This window comes from Pseudarthrobacter sulfonivorans, from assembly GCF_001484605.1.
In the GTDB taxonomy this organism is placed as follows: Bacteria; Actinomycetota; Actinomycetes; order Actinomycetales; family Micrococcaceae; genus Arthrobacter; species Arthrobacter sulfonivorans_A.
In genome coordinates this window covers 4,504,752-4,520,818 of sequence record NZ_CP013747.1, presented here as the reverse complement: position 1 = coordinate 4,520,818, position 16,067 = coordinate 4,504,752, and the positions used below count along the sequence as shown (strand labels likewise).

Here is a 16,067-nt window from a genome sequence, read left to right as displayed (position 1 = left end):
CTACCTCACTCCGAAGTGGCCGGGCGGCGTTGGGCAGCACCGGATTGAGGCAAGTGTTGCCCCGGCGGAAACGGGGTGTCAATATCGTCATAAGCGAAAGGTTATGAAGCCGTGTCGATGACGTTGAGCCAATTGCGGACCTTTGCGCTCGTGGCAAAGCTTGGCTCGCTTCATGCCGCCGCGGCTGCCCTCGGCGTCAGCGAGCCCGCCGTGTCCACGGCCATCGCTGCGCTTCGGCAGGACCTTGGCGACCCGCTCTTTGTGCGTGCCCATGGCGGCATCGCTCTGACGGCCGGCGGCCGGGCGCTTGCAAACTATGCCCAGGAAATCATCGGCCTGGCAGACCGGGCCCGGTGGGAGGTTTCCCACGCCTCGACGGACACGGGGCGGCTGAGGATCGTAGCGACGGCTCCTTTCGCGGAACATGCTGCGGGGAGGCTGCTGGACCTGTTCACAAAACGGGTTCCCGGGGTTTCGGTTGATGTGGTCGTGGAGTCTGCGGCCGATATTGCCTCTCTGCTGTTGGAGCGCGCCTACGACATCGCCCTTGGAGCCCGGCCAGCGGAGACCGTCGCCACTGTAGCCGGCCGGGAGCTGGAGATGATCCCCTTCCTCCGCTACCAGCGGGTCTTCGTAGTGGCGGCAACGAATCCCCTCGCGGGGCTGCACGGCCCGGTGGCGCTCGCGCAGTTGCTGGACCGTCCGTGGTTCGCCGGGCCCTCAGGGATCCAGGAGCACTCGGATGAAGGCCGGTGGCTTGCCTCGACGGGCGTGGCGCCGGAGATCATCCGGCTCAGCAGTGAAACCGACGCCCTCGCCGCCGTCAGGGCGGGCGAAGGCACCATGCTCGCAATCGGGCACATTGTCCGGGCGGAATTACAGAGCGGGGCCTTGGTCCGTGTGCCCGTCGTGGGAACTCCGGTGTCCGGTCTCTGGTGGGTGACTACCCTGGACCGCCGCCGGACAACCACCACGGCACGGACGCTACAGCGCTTCGTCACCACAGCGGATGCCACCGCCGCGATGATCGCCCCGGGCGGCTCACGTGGACTTGAGCGTCGTGGATCGAAGATCCACGTGGCCCTCTGGAGCTGATGCTGCCCCCGCGCTGCTGCTCAACGCGGGGCGAACGGCTCTACGCCTGGGCAAGGATCCGCATCAACGGCCCCGCCGAGACCGGTGAGCACTGGCTGCTGGCCCGCCGCTCCCTGAAAGACCCCACGGACCTTGCCTACTTCATCTGCCACACGCCGGAAAACGTCACCCTGATCGAACTGGCCCGGGTTGCCGGAGCCCGCTGGGCCATCGAGGAAACTTTCCAAACCTCCAAGGGCGAAACCGGGCTTGACCACTACCAGGTACGGCAGTACACCGGCTGGTACAGGCACATCACCCTGTCCATGTTCGCCCACGCCTTCCTCAGTGTCATCCGCTCAAAAAAGGGGGCCCAGATCCAAGCGCCGAGCACTTGGTAAGGCTCTCACTGCCCGAAATCAGGCACCTCATCACACGGATTGCCTGGCGCCGGGAACCAGACCACCGACACGTCATCCGCTGCTCACTCTGGCGACGAAAACACCAACACAGAGCCCAGCAATGCCACTACAAATCCCGCGGCCACACCCCACAAACGCGACTGTAGTACTAGGACCTCAGGTCCGTGACCGTGACGATTCCTACCTCCAACGAGGCGAGCACTTCCGGCCGTTCACGGTATCTGGTCTGAGAATCCTCAAGGGTTCGGCTGCGTTGGTCAGAGCCACTCATCACGGGAGCACCCGACGGCCGGAGCACCGTGATTCCGCAGGACACATCCCCGGAAAAACGCGATAGCTCGTCCGCGCAGAAGACCGCCAGGTTCTCTAGAAAGCCGGGCAGGGCCGTGGAATTCAACACGAGGTCCTGGATGTGCCGCGTGATGTCGGCGGTTTCATAGTTGAGGGGGCTCGCGCAGCCATTTGAACACCTCCGGGATGCTGGGGTGGTTCCACGCCCAGCTGGACGGGCACCGCACACCGCCTAACGGTCATCCCAGCGTACCCGTCCACCCAAACGGGACGAATGACCAGCTGGGTGGGGTCTGTAGCCTTGAGGCGTGGGACATTCAGCGGTCATCATCGGCGCGGGCATCAGCGGCCTGAGCACGGCACGGGCCCTGAAGCGTCACGGCTGGTCAGTGACAGTCTTGGAGCAGGCTGCGGCCCTGCCGACGTCGGGCACCATGCTGGGCATGTGGCCGGCCGCCATGAAGGCCCTCGATGGTATTGGTGTTGACGCCTCGCGCCGCACTGTCGGCTGGGCGCATATTGCTGCTGGCGCAGGAACCCGACTGTGGACGCCGGCGGGGCGGACCTTGCTGACAGCCCCCGGGGGCGCCGACGTGAACCTGGTCTCCCGGCCCGCGTTGCTCGCCGCGCTTGCCCGGGACATCGACGTCAGCTTCAACACGCATGTCATCGAGGCCGAACAGCTGGACGATGCGGAGCTGGTGGTCGGTGCAGACGGCACGTTCAGCCGCACCCGGCAGCGGATGTTCGGTGACCGGTTCCGCGCCCGTTCCCTTGGAGCCGTCGCATGGCGGGGCACCGTCAAGGGCGCCGTGGCCGAATACGGCGAGACCTGGGCCCCCGGGGCACTGTTCGGCATCACGCCGGCAGGTCCTGATGCGACGAACTGGTATGCATGCATCCGCGCCGATCGGACGTTTGATGGACCACATCTGCCCCACGTAGTGAACCATTTCGGCACCTGGCACCGCGGCGTGGGGGAGCTGATCGGCACGATCGAAGAAAACGCCATCCTGCATCATGGGCTCTTCGAGGCACCGAAGTTGCATTCGTTCGTCGCCGGAAAGACAGCGTTGGTGGGCGACGCCGCCCACGCAATGGCGCCTTTCCTTGGACGCGGGGCCTGCGAGGCCATCGTTGATGGGGCCACGCTGGGGCGGTCCGTGGCGCAGGCATCCTCTGTCGAGGCGGGTCTTGCCGTGTTCGACAAGGAGCGACGGGCGCGGACTCAGCGGCTCGTGTTGGCCTCGCGCCTGATGGGCAAATTCGCCATGTTGGATGCCGGCTCAGGAATCCGCAACGCCGCGGTTGGTGCCGTCGACCGGCTGGTGAAACCCAGGCCACGGCGGGATCCCACGCTCCCCCGCCACTAGGGGGCGTCAGTCACGCGGGCGCATGAGCGGTGGATTCAGCACGGCATGCGTGGGCTGGCCTGCTGTCGGGCGGGCCGTTTCGGCGAGCCTGAAGAGAGCCGCGGGGCGGCCGGCGTCGCCCGCCGTCATCCGTCCGGTGCTCTCCAGAAAACCAGGTGTTCCCGTGGCTTTCCGGTGGAAGTTCCTGGGGTCGAGGCGTGTACCCCAGACGGCCTCATAAACAGCACGGAGCTGTGCCACGGTAAATTCCTCACCGCAAAAGGCCGCCGCCAACGGCGAGTATTCGAGCTTTGATTTCGCCCGCTCCAGGGCATCGGCGAGGATCCGCTCATGGTCGAAGGCGAGCTGCACTTCGCCTCTCAGGACCTGGCTGACCGGATACCAGCCAGCATGCTCGGCGTCGCTCCCGGCGGACAGCACCGGGAAGTTGGGCGCGAGCAGCAAGTGAGCCACGGTAAGCACATCGCCGCGCGGATCGCGCCCCTTCGGGCCATAGCTCCCCAGCTGCTCCAGGTACCCGGGGACGTGCTCGACGCCGGTCTCTTCAGCAAGTTCGCGGGCCGCAGCAGACGGCAGGTCCTCGCCAGCCAGGACAAAACCGCCCGGGAGGGCGAGTGTGCCGCGAAAGGGCTCAATGAGCCGGGTGATGAGCAGGACGTTCAGGGTGTCGTCGGCCACGGTGAGGGCGACGACGTCGACCGTCACCGGGAAGCGCGCGGGTTCCGGGTGGGATTCAGGCATATCCCCATCCTAGGAACTTATCGTCATCTTGACAATAAGTTCCGGCGGCGCCTATCGTTCGATTATCGTCAAAGTGACGACATGAACCGTTGAGGAGAATCCCATGGCCAGCATCAAGAACTACCCCTGGATCAGCCACTTCCTGGGCAGCCCCACCGGCTACGTCGTCCACCTCCAGAAGGGTTCGGTCCGCCACGAAGGAGTAGGCCAGGCGTTCTGGTACCGCCCCGCGGTCTCCGTGCTCAGCGAGGTTCCCGTCGATGACCAGGAACTGCCTACCCTCTTCCACGCCATCACCCGGGACCACCAGGACGTAAGCATCCAGGCGAACGTGACCTACCGCTTCGTCGACCCCGTGGCCGTCTCCAGCCGGCTCGACTTCGGCCTCCAACCGGCCGGTGCGGGTCCCGCGACCGGCAGGGACCAGGTGGCCACTATCATCGGCCAGCTGTGCCAAAGCCACGCCATCGACCAGATCGCCACCACCACGCTGGCCGAGGCCCTGGAGCGCGCTGTCAGCCAGCTCCGCACGGTCCTTACCGACGCGCTGCGCTCGGACGCCCGGCTCCTGTCCACAGGCATCGAGATCCTTGGCGTGCAGGTCCTGGCCGTCCGGCCGGAGTCGGACGTCGAGAGAGCCCTCCAGACGCCGGTCCGCGAACAGCTCCACGCCGAAGCAGACCGCGCCGTCTACGAACGCCGGGCCGTCGCCGTCGAACGTGAACGGACCATTTCCGAGAACGAAATGGCGAGCCAGATCGAACTGGCCACCCGCCGCGAACACTTGGTGGCCCAGGAAGGCGCCAACGCACGGCGTGCGGCCGAGGAAAAAGCGGCCGCGGGACTGATCGACGCGCACGCTTCGGCCGAACGGCAAGGCATCAGCGCCGACGCCGAAGCGAACCAGATCCGGCTGCTGGGCGAGGCTTCTGCCGCACGCGAGGCCGCCACCATGGAGGTCTACCAGGACGTGGACCACGCCACCCTTCTGGGCTTGGCCCTCCGCGAGGCAGCCGGGTCGCTGCCGAACATCGGGAACCTCACCATCACCCCGGACCTGCTGAGCGGGGCGCTGGCCGGGCTGCTCCGGGAGCCGGTGGGCGGCACGGCCTTGGCTGATGCAGGCCGCGTAGCTGCAGGCACCACCGGCAACGCCGGGAAGTAGGATCCCGGCATGGCAAATCCACGCCTTGTCATCGTCCACCGACGGACCGAGCTCCAGGAACTGCTGGACCGGCACGCCACGCGCGGACAGGCCGAATTCTTCCTCCGCACGCGGGGACGCAACATCCAGGATGTCCAGGGGCGACATGACAGGATCACCGTCGCGCTGGAGACGGTCCGGGCCGCAGTTCCGGCCGAATGGCGTCACGCCGAGGTGGAGCGCACGGACCTCAGCCGCTTCCTGCTCACAGCGGAGGACATCGTGGCCGTGGTGGGCCAGGACGGGCTGGTGGCCAACGCGGCCAAGTACCTCAACGGCCAGCCGGTCATCGGGATCGATCCGGAGCCCGGAGCGAATCCCGGCGTCCTGGTCCGGCACACGCCCAACGGGGCAGCAGAGCTGCTCCGGGAGGCTGCCCTGGCCGGGCCGGAACGGCTGAACAGCCAGGAGCTCGCCACCGTGACAGCACGCCTCGACGACGGGCAGGAACTCTCGGCGCTCAACGAAATCTTCGTCGGGCATGCCTCGCACCAGTCGGCCCGGTACCAGCTCACCACCCCGGACGGCCGGACCGAACGGCAGTCCTCGTCCGGACTGATCATCTCCACCGGCACCGGGGCCACGGGCTGGTGCGCTTCCATCGCCCTCGAGCGCGGAGGACGCGCCCTGCCGGCGCCGGCCGACCCCCAGCTCGCGTGGTTCGTCCGCGAGGCCTGGCCCTCCCCCATCACCGGAGCCTCCCTGACGGAGGGGGTGCTGGAGGCGGTCGAGACACTCCGGATCACCGTGGCGTCCGACCAGCTGGTGGTGTTCGGCGACGGCATGGAATCAGACCGCCTGACCGCATCCTGGGGCCAGGAAATCACGGTGCGGTTGGGCGAAAGGCCGCTGCGGCTGGTGGTGTAAGCAAGTTGTCTGGTCAATCCGGCTCGCGTGTGTTGTGATTTTGACTAGTCGAGGAATAGCGCCGGAATTCCCCGGCTCGGCGGCCTCATCGTTACACCAAGATGGCAACGCGTCAGGAGGCGAGGCGATGGCATCCATGGACGGAACCGTGGCACTGGTGACAGGCGCGGCTGGCGGCTTGGGAGGCGCTGTGGCATCGGGGCTTGCACGTGAGGGTGCCTTGGTGGTCGTGGCGGGGCGATCAACAACCCGGGCGAGCGAGGCGATGGCGGGCATCCGCCGGCTGGTTCCGGGCGCCAAACTTGAACCACTGGTCTGTGACCTCTCAGACCAGTCCTCGATCCATGCGGCGGCGGCCGACTTCCTGTCCCGCCACGACCGGCTCGACGTGCTGGTCAACGCAGCGGGCGTGTTCCGCAAGGAGCGTCAGGTAACCCGCGATGGAATAGAACTGACCTTCGCCACTAATGTGATGGCGTACTTCCTCCTGACCAACCTGCTGCTGGACGCGCTCACGCACCGCGCTGCCGCACCACCCAGCAATTCCCGCATCGTCAACATCGCGTCCCGGTATGGCAATGTCAGGCTGAACTTCGACGACCTCCAGACTGCAGGCGGCAAGTACAGCTACCTTCGCTCGACGCCGCCCACAATGCTGGCCCGGGTTCTGCTCACGCAGGAGTTCGCTGAGCGTCTGCGCGGTTCAGGCGTGGTCGCCAATGCCGCCCATCCGGGACTGGTCAAGAACACGACGCTGCTGCAGGACGTCGGGGGCCCATTCCGCTGGATCACGAACACGTTCGGAGCACCGGCAGAAAAGGCGGCAGATACACCGCTCTGGCTCGCCACATCACGCGAAACAACGGGAGTCTCAGGAAAGCTATGGGCCAAGCGCAAGGAGCTCCCGACTCCCGGAATGGGATCGGACCCCGAAGCCCGGAAGCGCTTGTGGGACGCGTGCGCGCACCTGGCCGGGATGCCCTGACGTTGAGCCTGTTGGAGCAGGCTTCAGGATCAGACATACCGCCAGAGTCAATCAAGTAGCGAGTGCAACACCATCGAACGAGGGCAATGTGAAAGATGAAGACCTGCGGGCCAGGCTGCTGCGCCAGCCAGTACGTCCATCGGGATAGGCCCAGGTACGACCGCTCCTGGTACAACCGCTCCGGCGGGACCGCCGTCGGATAACTGGTGAAAGTGCCGCTTTCACAAGTGGCACCGATCCACGCAAGCCGGCCTCAATACAAGAAGATCGGCAGCCAGTCGCGGTTGTGCGCGTGCACGAGTGCGAGGAACAGCACAAAGTCGAAGACTAAGTGCACCGTCACAACATAGGTGAACGACTTGGTCAGCTTGAAGGTGTATCCCTGCAGCAGCGCGAACGGGAACGTAAGAAGCGGTCCCCAGGCCATGTATCCGATCTCCCAGAGAAAGGACGAGAAGACCACGGCCTGCAGGATGTTGGCGAGCCAGTCCGGGAAGTGCCGCCGCAGCAGCGTGAACGTGGTGCAGATGAAGAACAGCTCGTCCCAAATACCAACCGCATTCACGCCGAGAAAGAGGCGCCAGAAGATGGTGGGGTCGGAGGCGTCCGGCCAGTTCTGATACACCCCGGTGCGGATCAGGTAGACCGGCAGGATGAGGTAGCCGAGGGCCACAACAGCGATCAGGTACAGCTTTGCGCTCAACGGCCATTTGCGGCCCGTGTTCACCGGAAACTTGATGATCCTCTCGCGGTAGGCGAAACGGGACACCAGCCACGGCACCAGCACGGCCAACGCAAGGGCTCCACCCATCAAAGCAATGTGCGGGATGCTCAAATCAGCGTTCAGCGGAACCAGGCTGATGATCACCATTCCCGCCGCAATCAGCGCGAGGTGCCGTAGGAGTTCGCGGTCGATGACTGCGGCCGTGACGAGGCTCAAGGCAAGCACGCCGTAGCCCATGAGGTCATTCTCGACGCCGTATAGCAGCACTCCGGACACCGAGAGCAGGACCGCTGGCACCAGTTTCCAGGTGAGCGCGGTACGGGGTGGTTCGGTCAAGATCGAAGTCACCTTACCAGCATGTCAGCGACGGCGCCGTCTGGGAAAGATGGCCGCGGCGGTCAACGCCTGGGCGAGGCCCCCGAAGCACTGTTACCCCTGCCCACACGCGGTTTTCAGGAGTACGATGTGGGCGTCGGCAGGATTCCTGCGACTCCTTGCCGCAAGGCCGGCTCTCCACCTGAAGAGCCGGCAACCAGCGTGAAAGGGAGACAAAATGACTACCGCGTCACACCCTGCCCAACACCACATGATGGGGTTGACACTTCACAACACCGCCATCGGTATCGGTGCAGTTTTCCTGCTGGTTGGAGTCCTCGGGTTCATCCCGGGAATCACCACCAATTACGGCGCCATGACCTTCGCCGGACCCGAGTCCGGGGCCATGCTGCTTGGAGTCTTCCAAGTGTCCATCCTGCACAACATCGTGCATCTGCTGTTTGGCGCGGCCGGCATTGCAATGGCCCGGACAAACTCGATGGCCCGCTGGTTCCTCCTGGGCGGCGGCGCTGTGTACCTGCTGCTGTGGATCTACGGCCTGGTCATCGACATGAACGCGGCCGCCAACTTCGTCCCGTTCAACACTGCCGACAACTGGCTGCACCTGGTTCTGGGCGTCGGCATGGTGGGCCTGGGCCTCTGGCTCGGCCGGGATGCCATGGAGAAGAGGAAGGGAAGCCCTATGTAGCGCCTCGGTTCGTGGGAAACCGACGACGGCGGCCGTCCCCTGGAGTAGAAAATCCTCGGGACGGTCGCCGTCAGTCCCTCGGCGTCGGCTGCTGCTGACGCAGCCTTAATACAGCCGAGCAGTACCGGGTGATCCTGAGGTGACGCAGTGAATGACGCATCGAACAGTGGACGGCCGGAAGGTGAACCCCGCTCCCTCTGGGTCGCTACCGCCGGAGCCACCGATTATCCGGTCCTGCGCGGGGATCTGGAGGTGGACGTCGCGGTTATCGGGGCCGGCGTCGCGGGGCTGACCGCGGCGTTGGCACTCAAACGCACCGGCCGGACCGTCGCGGTCATCGAGACCGCCCGCGTCGGAACAGGCGTCACCGGCCACACCACCGGCAAGGTCACCTCCCTTCACCGCCTTGCCTACACGGAACTTGCGCGCCGACACGGCAACGACACCGCGCGTATCTACGGGGAGGCCAACCAGGCCGCAGTCGAACACGTCGCGCAACTCGTGGCCGCCGAAGCCATCGACTGTGACTTCCGCCGCGTGGCCAACTACACCTACGCCGAATCCGACGACGCGCTCAGCCTCGTGCGCGCCGAAGCCAACCTTGCCGCCCGCCTCGGCCTGCCCGCCGCTTTCACCACCGACGTGCCGCTGCCCTTCCCGGTCAGGGGTGCGGTCCGATTCGACGGACAGGCGCAAATACATGCCGTGAAATACCTCCGGGGTCTCGCCCGCGCGGTCAACGGTGAGGGCAGCTTCGTCTATGAGCAGACCCGGGCGCAGCAGGTCCACGATGGTTCCCCGGCCGTCGTCGATACCGAACACGGCACCGTCCGGGCCCGCGGCATCATCGTCGCTACAAATGTGCCGTGGGGCGGCCAGGGATTGTTCTACCTGCGGTCTCATCCGCACCGCTCCTACCTCGTCGCCGGACGCGTGGACACGCCACCGCTGGACGCCACGTTCATCAGCGCCGACGAACCGATGCGATCCATTCTGACCACCAGCGTCAACGGCACAAGCTACGTGCTCACCGGCGGTGAGGGCCACCGCGTATCCGAGCCCGGCGACACAGCCGCGCGGTACCGCAGACTCGCAGCCTTCGCCCACGACCGCCTCGGCGTGGACAAGGTCGCCTACCGCTGGTCAACTCAGGACGGCATGCCGCTCGACGGGCTGCCCTACGCCGGACTTATGTCCCCCACCGCCAAGCACGTGTTCGTCATCACTGGTCTGCGCAAATGGGGCCTGTCCAACGGAACCGCAGCCGCGCTCATTCTCGCTGACACCCTCAACGGCCGGGAGAACCCCTGGGCTTCGGTGTTCAACAGCAACCGCATTACCCCGGCAGCCAGCGCGAGACGGTTCATGAAGGAGAACGTCAAGACCGTGGCAGCTGTCCTTGGCGGCAAACTCCGCGGCCGGCCCGGCCACACGGAACTGTCGCCGGGTGAGGGGAAAGTCATGACCGTCAACGGCGAGAGCACCGCCGTGTACAAGGACGCAGACGGGCAGGCCCACGCCGTCTCCGCCACCTGCACCCACCTGGGCTGCACCGTCGGCTTCAACACCGCCGACGCCACCTGGGACTGCCCCTGCCACGGCTCCCGATTCACTACCGAAGGCACCGTCATCCAAGGGCCCGCCGCCAAGAACCTCCCACCGGCGCAGATGCCCTGATCGCCCACTATTTGCTGGCGGACGACCTCGGATCGGCGGCCCGCCGCTTGGGGGCGGTACGCACCAAGCCCACAGCGGCCAGGAGTGCCCCGGCTCCTTCAGCCACGGCGCTGAGCGACTTCTCAAAAAACCACACCGGCTCATACATGGCAGGGAAGGGTCCGAGGGCCGGGATATCCACATACCGGTACAACACCACGGCCACGAATGCGCTCAGGGCCACCACAAGGGCCAGGGCAAAGGAGGCTCTGCTTCCTCGGAACAGAACCCACAGCGCCGCCAGCACCGCCGCGGCCGATTCGAGATAGAACAAATTGCCTTGTCCGATTCCGCCAGGCGAAGCCGCCTGGTAGCCGGGGGCCAGATAAATATGTACCCCGGCATCGATGAACAATGCCAGTGCCGTCAGTACCCTCAGTGCCATGTTCATTTGACTATCAGCGTCCCGCGCATATTGGGGTGATAGGTGCAGTAGTAGGGGTAGGAGCCGGGTGCCGACGGCGCCGTGAACGTGGCCGTCCCGCCGCTTCCCCGGACATCCACGTCAAATGCCTGGCCCTGGTCCGCGGTGACGGTATGGCCGGCTGAATCCATGTTGGTGACCGAAACAATTGCGCCCGGCGCAACGGTCAGCGGCGCGCCGTACTCGAAGTCCTTGATGGTGATAAGTGGCGCTCCAGGGCTGACCGCTCCCGTCGTCGCTGTCCCCGGCCCGGGGGACGCCGCGGGACTTCCGGCGCCGGAGCCGCAACCGCCCAAAAGGAGCACCGCCACGAGCAACACTGTGGCCTTGGCCTGAATCGCTCTCACGGTGACCGTCCTCGACTCCGGAAACCAGGGCCCGCCAGGCCCTGCCTGTCCCTATTATTGTGCGCGCATCAGACGGAAATGGCGCCTGCGGTTCGGTGAAGGGCGGCCGACGGCGGTGAATGTCAGTGCCCGCAGATAGGTTCAGGGCAATGATGGCCACGAAAGGTACCGCTCCACATGTCGACACCAGCATCGTTTGAAACAACACCCACGGCGTCCACTTTGCCGGATTGGTACCCGGACTTGTTGGCGTCCGTCACGGGCAAAGTCAGTTCTGGCAGGTCCAAGGCGATCGCCGCTGCGAACCAGGAAATGCTGCGCAGTTATCTGGCGATCGGGCGGGATATTTTGGAACGCCAAAGTCTCGAAGGTTGGGGAGCCCGAATCGTCGACCGGCTCTCGGTGGATCTCAAACGGCAGTTTCCCGAAGCAACCGGATTCTCGCCGCGAAACCTGAAGTATATGCGGGCCTTCGCTGAAACCTGGCCAAGCGAGGCAATTGTGCAAGCGCCGCTTGCACAATTGCCCTGGTACCACCACCTCGCCCTGAGACAAAGGCTGAACGACCCCGAAACACGGCTCTGGTACGCAGCTGCCGCCGTCGAGAATGGCTGGTCTCGTAACGTAATGGCACACCATATCGAGACGAAACTCCACGAACGCTCCGGCAAGGCGATCACGAACTTCAAAACGACGTTGCCGCCGTCGGATTCGGATCTTGCCCAGCAATCATTCAAGGACCCGTACGTCTTCGACTTTGTGTCCATGACTGGCCAGCGGAATGAGCGTGAGCTCGAGGGACAGCTCGTGGTGCACGTCGAAAAGTTCCTGCTGGAACTCGGTCAAGGGTTTGCCTTCGTCGGCCGGCAAGTCCGGTTGACTATCGGCGACGACGAGTTTTTTGCCGATCTGCTCTTCTATAACTTCAAGCTCCGTTGCTTCGTCGTGGTGGAGTTGAAAGCCACCGCCTTCAGGCCGGAGTACCTCGGCCAAATCAACATGTACATGTCCGCTGTTGACGACCTCCTGGGTCATGCTGACGACGAGCCGACCATCGGACTGCTCCTGTGTAAAACGAAGAACAACGTCGTGGCTGAGTATTCCCTGCGGGGCTTCTCGAAACCGATCGGTATCGCCGAATGGGAATCCGCCGTTGTGGCGTCCTTGCCAGAGGAATTCGCCGCCACGCTACCCAGCATCAGCGAAATCGAAGCCGAGCTTTCGCAAGACTTTTCACCAGGAGATCCGGTGAATTAGCCGGAATCATCATGAAAGGCTCCATGTCAGCCCGGGGTGAGGACGCAGAACTCGTTGCCCTCCGGGTCGGCGAGGCACACCCACGGCACATCGCCCTGGCCGACGTCGGCGTCAGTGGCGCCCAGACCCCGCAGCCTGGCCACTTCTGCCGCTTGGTCATCACCCGGGTACGGCATCAGGTCGAGATGGACACGGTTCCACACCGTCTCCTCGCCAGAGGTGCGAAGTAATTCCAGATACGGCCCGACGCCCGTGGCCGAACGCAGCCTCGCATGATCGTCATTCACCTCGTGCAGGGTCCAGTCCGTAGCCTCGCCCCAGAACCGGGCCATGGCCCGCGGATCCGCGCAGTTGACCACCACCGTGGCAATCGGCCCGGTGTCCCGGTAGATCGGTCGCGGCTCCAGCACACAGAACACATTGCCCTCCGGGTCGGCTAGGACTGTCCACGGCACATCACCCTGGCCCACATCCGCGGGCGTCGCACCGAGCTCCAACAGGCGCGCGACCAGCTCCGCGTGATGGGCCGCAGAGGTGGTGGCTAGATCGAGGTGCGCGCGGTACCTCACCGTCTCGGGGTCCGGGACGGTGACGACATCGATGCAGACGGCCACGGGGTCCGGCCAGACGAAGTCCACAGGTTCAACATTCGTCACACCGGGTCCCTCGCTGGAAACACCCCAGCCGAGCGCCTCCGCCCAAAACCGGCCCAGCGTTGAGTCATCCCGAGCCTTGAAATTCACCTGAACAAGTCGCAGCGCCATACCGCCCGACCCTATACCCAGGTAATACCCAATATGGGAGGCACGCCCTAATTCGGGCCATTATCGCGGAGTCTTTACTCCAATGCGTCGTCGAGTCAACAATGGCTCTTACTACGGCCTCCGCTGGCTTGGCAGCGCGCCGCCCATCCGACTGCCGCCCCACCGGGCTGCCCTACACAGGAGCGTTGACATGAACGATCCGACAGCCACATCCCAGACAACCTCGGCGGTATCTGATCGCGCTGCACGGCTGGCGTCGATCCCCTCCTTTCAGCGGGTTAACGCCTACATCCGGGAGTACAGTGCCCGCGGGCACGGGCAGGTGCCGGGCTGCGACTTCACCTTCGGCAATCCGCACCAGATGCCGGCCGACCGCTACGTGAATACGCTGCGGGACGCGCTGGCTCCTCAGAATGATCAGTGGTTCGCCTACCAGACCAACGGCGAGGCCGGCCGGGAAGCAGCCGCTCAATCCCTTCACAGGCTTCTGAATGTGCCCTTCCGGACGGAGGATATTTACCTCACCACCGGTGGCTTCGCCGCCATTGCCCTTGCGCTGAAGACCGTCGCCGATCCCGGCGACGAGATCATTTACAGCCTGCCGCCCTGGTTCCTATACGAGCCGCTGATCCTTGAAGCCGGGCTCGTACCGATAAAGGTGAAAATCAACACAACCACGTTCGACCTGGACCTCGACGCGATCGAGGCCGCCATCACGGAACGCACCCGGGTAGTGATCGTCAACTCGCCCAACAATCCCACGGGGCGGATTTATCCCCCCGAATTGCTGGTCCGGCTGGCCGAATTGATGGAGGCGGCCTCGGCGAGGATTGGACGGCGGATTTACCTCATCTCGGACGAAGCCTACAACCGGATCGTTTTCGACGGCTTGCGATTCCACAGCCCTGTGGAGTTCTACCCGCACACGCTCCTGGCCTACTCCTACGGCAAGACCCATCTCTCCCCAGGCGAGCGCGTCGGCTACCTGGCGTTGCCGCCCACCATGCCGCAGCGGGATGAGATGGAGCCGGCTATCACCGGCCTGCAGGTGGCGATGGGCTGGGTGTATCCGAACGCCCTGCTGCAGCACGCGCTTCCCGAACTGGAGAAGTTCACCATCGACGTCGGCCAGTTGCAGCGGCGCCGGGACCGTCTCGTCGATGTGCTCGGCGGCATGGGGTACCTCGTCCGGCGGCCGGAGGGCACGTTCTACCTGTACGTCACGTCCCCCATTTCGGACGACGAGGCGTTCGCCACCTCACTTGCCCGCCGGGATGTCTTCGTGTTGCCGGGCGGGCTGTTCGAGACGCCTGGCTTCTTCCGGATCTCCCTGACAGCCAACGAGGACATGATCGAACGCAGCTTGCCGGCATTCGAAGCGGCGATGAAGGAAAGCCGCCCGTGATTCATGCTGAAGGAGTCCTGCCGGCTGTAGCCGACAGGACTCCCTCCGCGTCCCGCTGAAGTTCCGGTTACCCCGGGATCTGGATCCGCGCCGCTTCCTGCATCAGCGGATCGGTGATCATCACGGTTGCTGCGCCCGGCGCCATATCGAACGCGATGAAGCCGCGGGACTTATCACCCGGCAGGACGTCACCGGAACCCAGCTGGTTATCGGCAAACATGCTGAGGTCAGCCTTCCGGCCGCTTTCATCCTTGGCTGAGAAGTAGAAGGGGTTCGAGCTCGTCTTCCCCGCTTCGGTCTCCCACAGCACGTCCAGGAGCAGGTAGGTTCCGTTCTTCGGCGGCGACGCAAACGCCGTGGTGGTCACCGTGTCGGTCCGCACAGCGGAAACGATCGTGATCCTGGCGACGTCGCCGTTGCGCATTTTCACGGTGAAGGGTGTCCCTACCGCCGGTCCCGTGGGAGCCGCAGGTGCAGGGGCGGCCGACGGCGGTGCTGCCGCGGGCTGCGCCGCGGCCTCCGCCGGAGCCGAGGAGGCATCGGCAGACGCGATGGGACTGGAATCCGCCACAGGCTTGCTGCCGTTGGAGCAGGAGCCCATGACGAGACCGAGCAGCAAGACGCCAGCCGGAATCACAAAGCGCTTCTTCTTGTAAAACGGGCGCTTGGCCGGGGCCGCAGCAACCGGCACGGACGGGAGTGAATCAAAGTTCTGGTGAGACATGGTGGTGCCTTTCGAGAGTGCGTTTGGTGATGCTGCGGGTTTGTTACTGCTTTTCCCATTTGCCGCAGCGGGTGGAGTTGAAGTCCTGACCCGGAGAGAGGGTGACCACGGGTCGACCACCGCCGGGGATGTCGTTTTCGATGATGTCGCCGCCGTTGCTGCCGCTGCGGTAAATCCCCCAGAGGTGGATCCCACCGCCGCGACGGCCCGGTAGGTTCCGGGCTCAATGTCGGACCCCACAGTCCAGGTGCCGTCGCTGACGGTGTTGGCGGCCTTCGCCTTCTCGGCTCCGGTCACTGCCTCTTCCCTGGCCTTGACGGCGGCTTCGGCCGTCTTGACTGCAGCGTCGGCCTTGCCCACTTCGGTCTCTCGTGTGGAAACCTTGGATTCCCGGGCTGTGATGCCGCCCTGGAGGCTGTCGTACTTGCCCTTCACGGACGAGTAACTCGACAGTGCGGCGTCGCGCTCAATTTCGACCGTTGCCTTCTCGTCAGCCAGCGCCGTGTAGGCATCGCTGGTCTTCGGGTCAGGAAGCACGGTGCCGAAGGCCACGCCCCCGGCAAGAAGTACGACGGCGGCTGTCGCCACTAGGGTGCGCTTCTTGCGACTGGACTTCGCAGCCGGAGCGGGTTGCTCCTCGGCTGCCTCAGGAGCAGTCTGGCCGTCAGGCATTTGCGCCTGGCCGGCGTCAGTGTTCAACATGTTCTCTTCCTTTGTTTGTGGAT

General features: G+C 64.8%; 15 protein-coding genes and 1 pseudogene. 10 read left to right on the top strand and 6 right to left on the bottom strand.

What is annotated here, in order from left to right; translation table 11 throughout:
• The first annotated feature begins 117 nt into the window (after positions 1–117).
• From AU252_RS20555 to AU252_RS20540, 3 genes and pseudogenes are all read left to right on the top strand, one after another.
• Positions 118–1,095 (top strand): LysR family transcriptional regulator, encoded by a 978-nt coding sequence (locus AU252_RS20555; RefSeq protein WP_058932299.1) that lies wholly within the window; start codon positions 118–120, stop codon positions 1,093–1,095.
• A 29-nt stretch (positions 1,096–1,124) separates the two neighbouring features.
• Positions 1,125–1,475 (top strand): annotated as a pseudogene (locus tag AU252_RS20550) (IS701 family transposase); the annotation flags it as partial.
• 620 nt (positions 1,476–2,095) lie between these two features.
• Positions 2,096–3,160: an FAD-dependent oxidoreductase gene (locus tag AU252_RS20540; protein WP_058932296.1), complete on the top strand. Its 1,065-nt coding sequence runs from the start codon at positions 2,096–2,098 to the stop codon at positions 3,158–3,160.
• Positions 3,161–3,166: 6 nt separating this feature from the next.
• On the opposite strand, the gene AU252_RS20535 is transcribed toward AU252_RS20540, so the two are convergent.
• On the bottom strand, positions 3,167–3,901 hold the full coding sequence (locus AU252_RS20535) for an NUDIX hydrolase (protein WP_058932295.1): 735 nt from the start codon (positions 3,899–3,901) through the stop codon (positions 3,167–3,169).
• 103 nt (positions 3,902–4,004) lie between these two features.
• Between AU252_RS20535 and AU252_RS20530 the strand changes: the two genes are divergently transcribed.
• The 3 genes from AU252_RS20530 to AU252_RS20520 all read left to right on the top strand — a co-directional run bounded on the left by AU252_RS20530 (position 4,005) and on the right by AU252_RS20520 (position 6,957).
• On the top strand, positions 4,005–5,066 hold the full coding sequence (locus tag AU252_RS20530; RefSeq protein WP_058932294.1) for an SPFH domain-containing protein: 1,062 nt from the start codon (positions 4,005–4,007) through the stop codon (positions 5,064–5,066).
• Between the two features lie 9 nt (positions 5,067–5,075).
• Positions 5,076–5,972 (top strand): NAD(+)/NADH kinase, encoded by an 897-nt coding sequence (locus tag AU252_RS20525; RefSeq protein ID WP_058932293.1) that lies wholly within the window; start codon positions 5,076–5,078, stop codon positions 5,970–5,972.
• A 127-nt stretch (positions 5,973–6,099) separates the two neighbouring features.
• Positions 6,100–6,957, top strand: a complete 858-nt coding sequence (locus tag AU252_RS20520) for an SDR family NAD(P)-dependent oxidoreductase (protein WP_240484242.1) — start codon at positions 6,100–6,102, stop codon at positions 6,955–6,957.
• Between the two features lie 253 nt (positions 6,958–7,210).
• On the opposite strand, the gene AU252_RS20515 is transcribed toward AU252_RS20520, so the two are convergent.
• Entirely contained in the window at positions 7,211–8,029 is an 819-nt protein-coding gene (locus AU252_RS20515; protein ID WP_058932292.1) for a CPBP family intramembrane glutamic endopeptidase, read from the bottom strand.
• Between the two features lie 205 nt (positions 8,030–8,234).
• Between AU252_RS20515 and AU252_RS20510 the strand changes: the two genes are divergently transcribed.
• Together AU252_RS20510 and AU252_RS20505 are read left to right on the top strand one after the other, a co-directional pair.
• The gene (locus AU252_RS20510) at positions 8,235–8,705 is read left to right on the top strand and encodes a DUF4383 domain-containing protein (RefSeq protein ID WP_058932291.1); all 471 of its coding nucleotides are present in this window, start codon (positions 8,235–8,237) and stop codon (positions 8,703–8,705) included.
• A 147-nt stretch (positions 8,706–8,852) separates the two neighbouring features.
• Positions 8,853–10,382, top strand: a complete 1,530-nt coding sequence (locus tag AU252_RS20505) for an FAD-dependent oxidoreductase (protein WP_058932290.1) — start codon at positions 8,853–8,855, stop codon at positions 10,380–10,382.
• 7 nt (positions 10,383–10,389) lie between these two features.
• On the opposite strand, the gene AU252_RS20500 is transcribed toward AU252_RS20505, so the two are convergent.
• Positions 10,390–10,806 (bottom strand): hypothetical protein, encoded by a 417-nt coding sequence (locus AU252_RS20500; RefSeq protein WP_240484241.1) that lies wholly within the window; start codon positions 10,804–10,806, stop codon positions 10,390–10,392.
• Between the two features lie 2 nt (positions 10,807–10,808).
• Positions 10,809–11,192, bottom strand: a complete 384-nt coding sequence (locus AU252_RS20495; RefSeq protein ID WP_058932288.1) for a cupredoxin domain-containing protein — start codon at positions 11,190–11,192, stop codon at positions 10,809–10,811.
• 177 nt (positions 11,193–11,369) lie between these two features.
• Between AU252_RS20495 and AU252_RS20490 the strand changes: the two genes are divergently transcribed.
• Positions 11,370–12,449: a PDDEXK nuclease domain-containing protein gene (locus AU252_RS20490; protein ID WP_058932287.1), complete on the top strand. Its 1,080-nt coding sequence runs from the start codon at positions 11,370–11,372 to the stop codon at positions 12,447–12,449.
• A gap of 26 nt (positions 12,450–12,475) precedes the next feature.
• Here AU252_RS20490 and AU252_RS20485 read toward each other — a convergent pair whose 3' ends face one another.
• Positions 12,476–13,213 carry a VOC family protein gene (locus AU252_RS20485; protein ID WP_058932286.1) on the bottom strand — a complete coding sequence of 246 codons (738 nt, stop codon included), beginning with the start codon at positions 13,211–13,213 and terminating at the stop codon, positions 12,476–12,478.
• A gap of 190 nt (positions 13,214–13,403) precedes the next feature.
• On the opposite strand from AU252_RS20485, the gene AU252_RS20480 reads away from it, so the two are divergent.
• Positions 13,404–14,618: an aminotransferase class I/II-fold pyridoxal phosphate-dependent enzyme gene (locus AU252_RS20480; RefSeq protein WP_058932285.1), complete on the top strand. Its 1,215-nt coding sequence runs from the start codon at positions 13,404–13,406 to the stop codon at positions 14,616–14,618.
• A gap of 67 nt (positions 14,619–14,685) precedes the next feature.
• On the opposite strand, the gene AU252_RS24675 is transcribed toward AU252_RS20480, so the two are convergent.
• Complete coding sequence (locus AU252_RS24675) at positions 14,686–16,044, bottom strand: DUF4352 domain-containing protein (RefSeq protein WP_240484240.1); 1,359 nt, start codon at positions 16,042–16,044, stop codon at positions 14,686–14,688.
• Positions 16,045–16,067 lie beyond the last annotated feature (23 nt).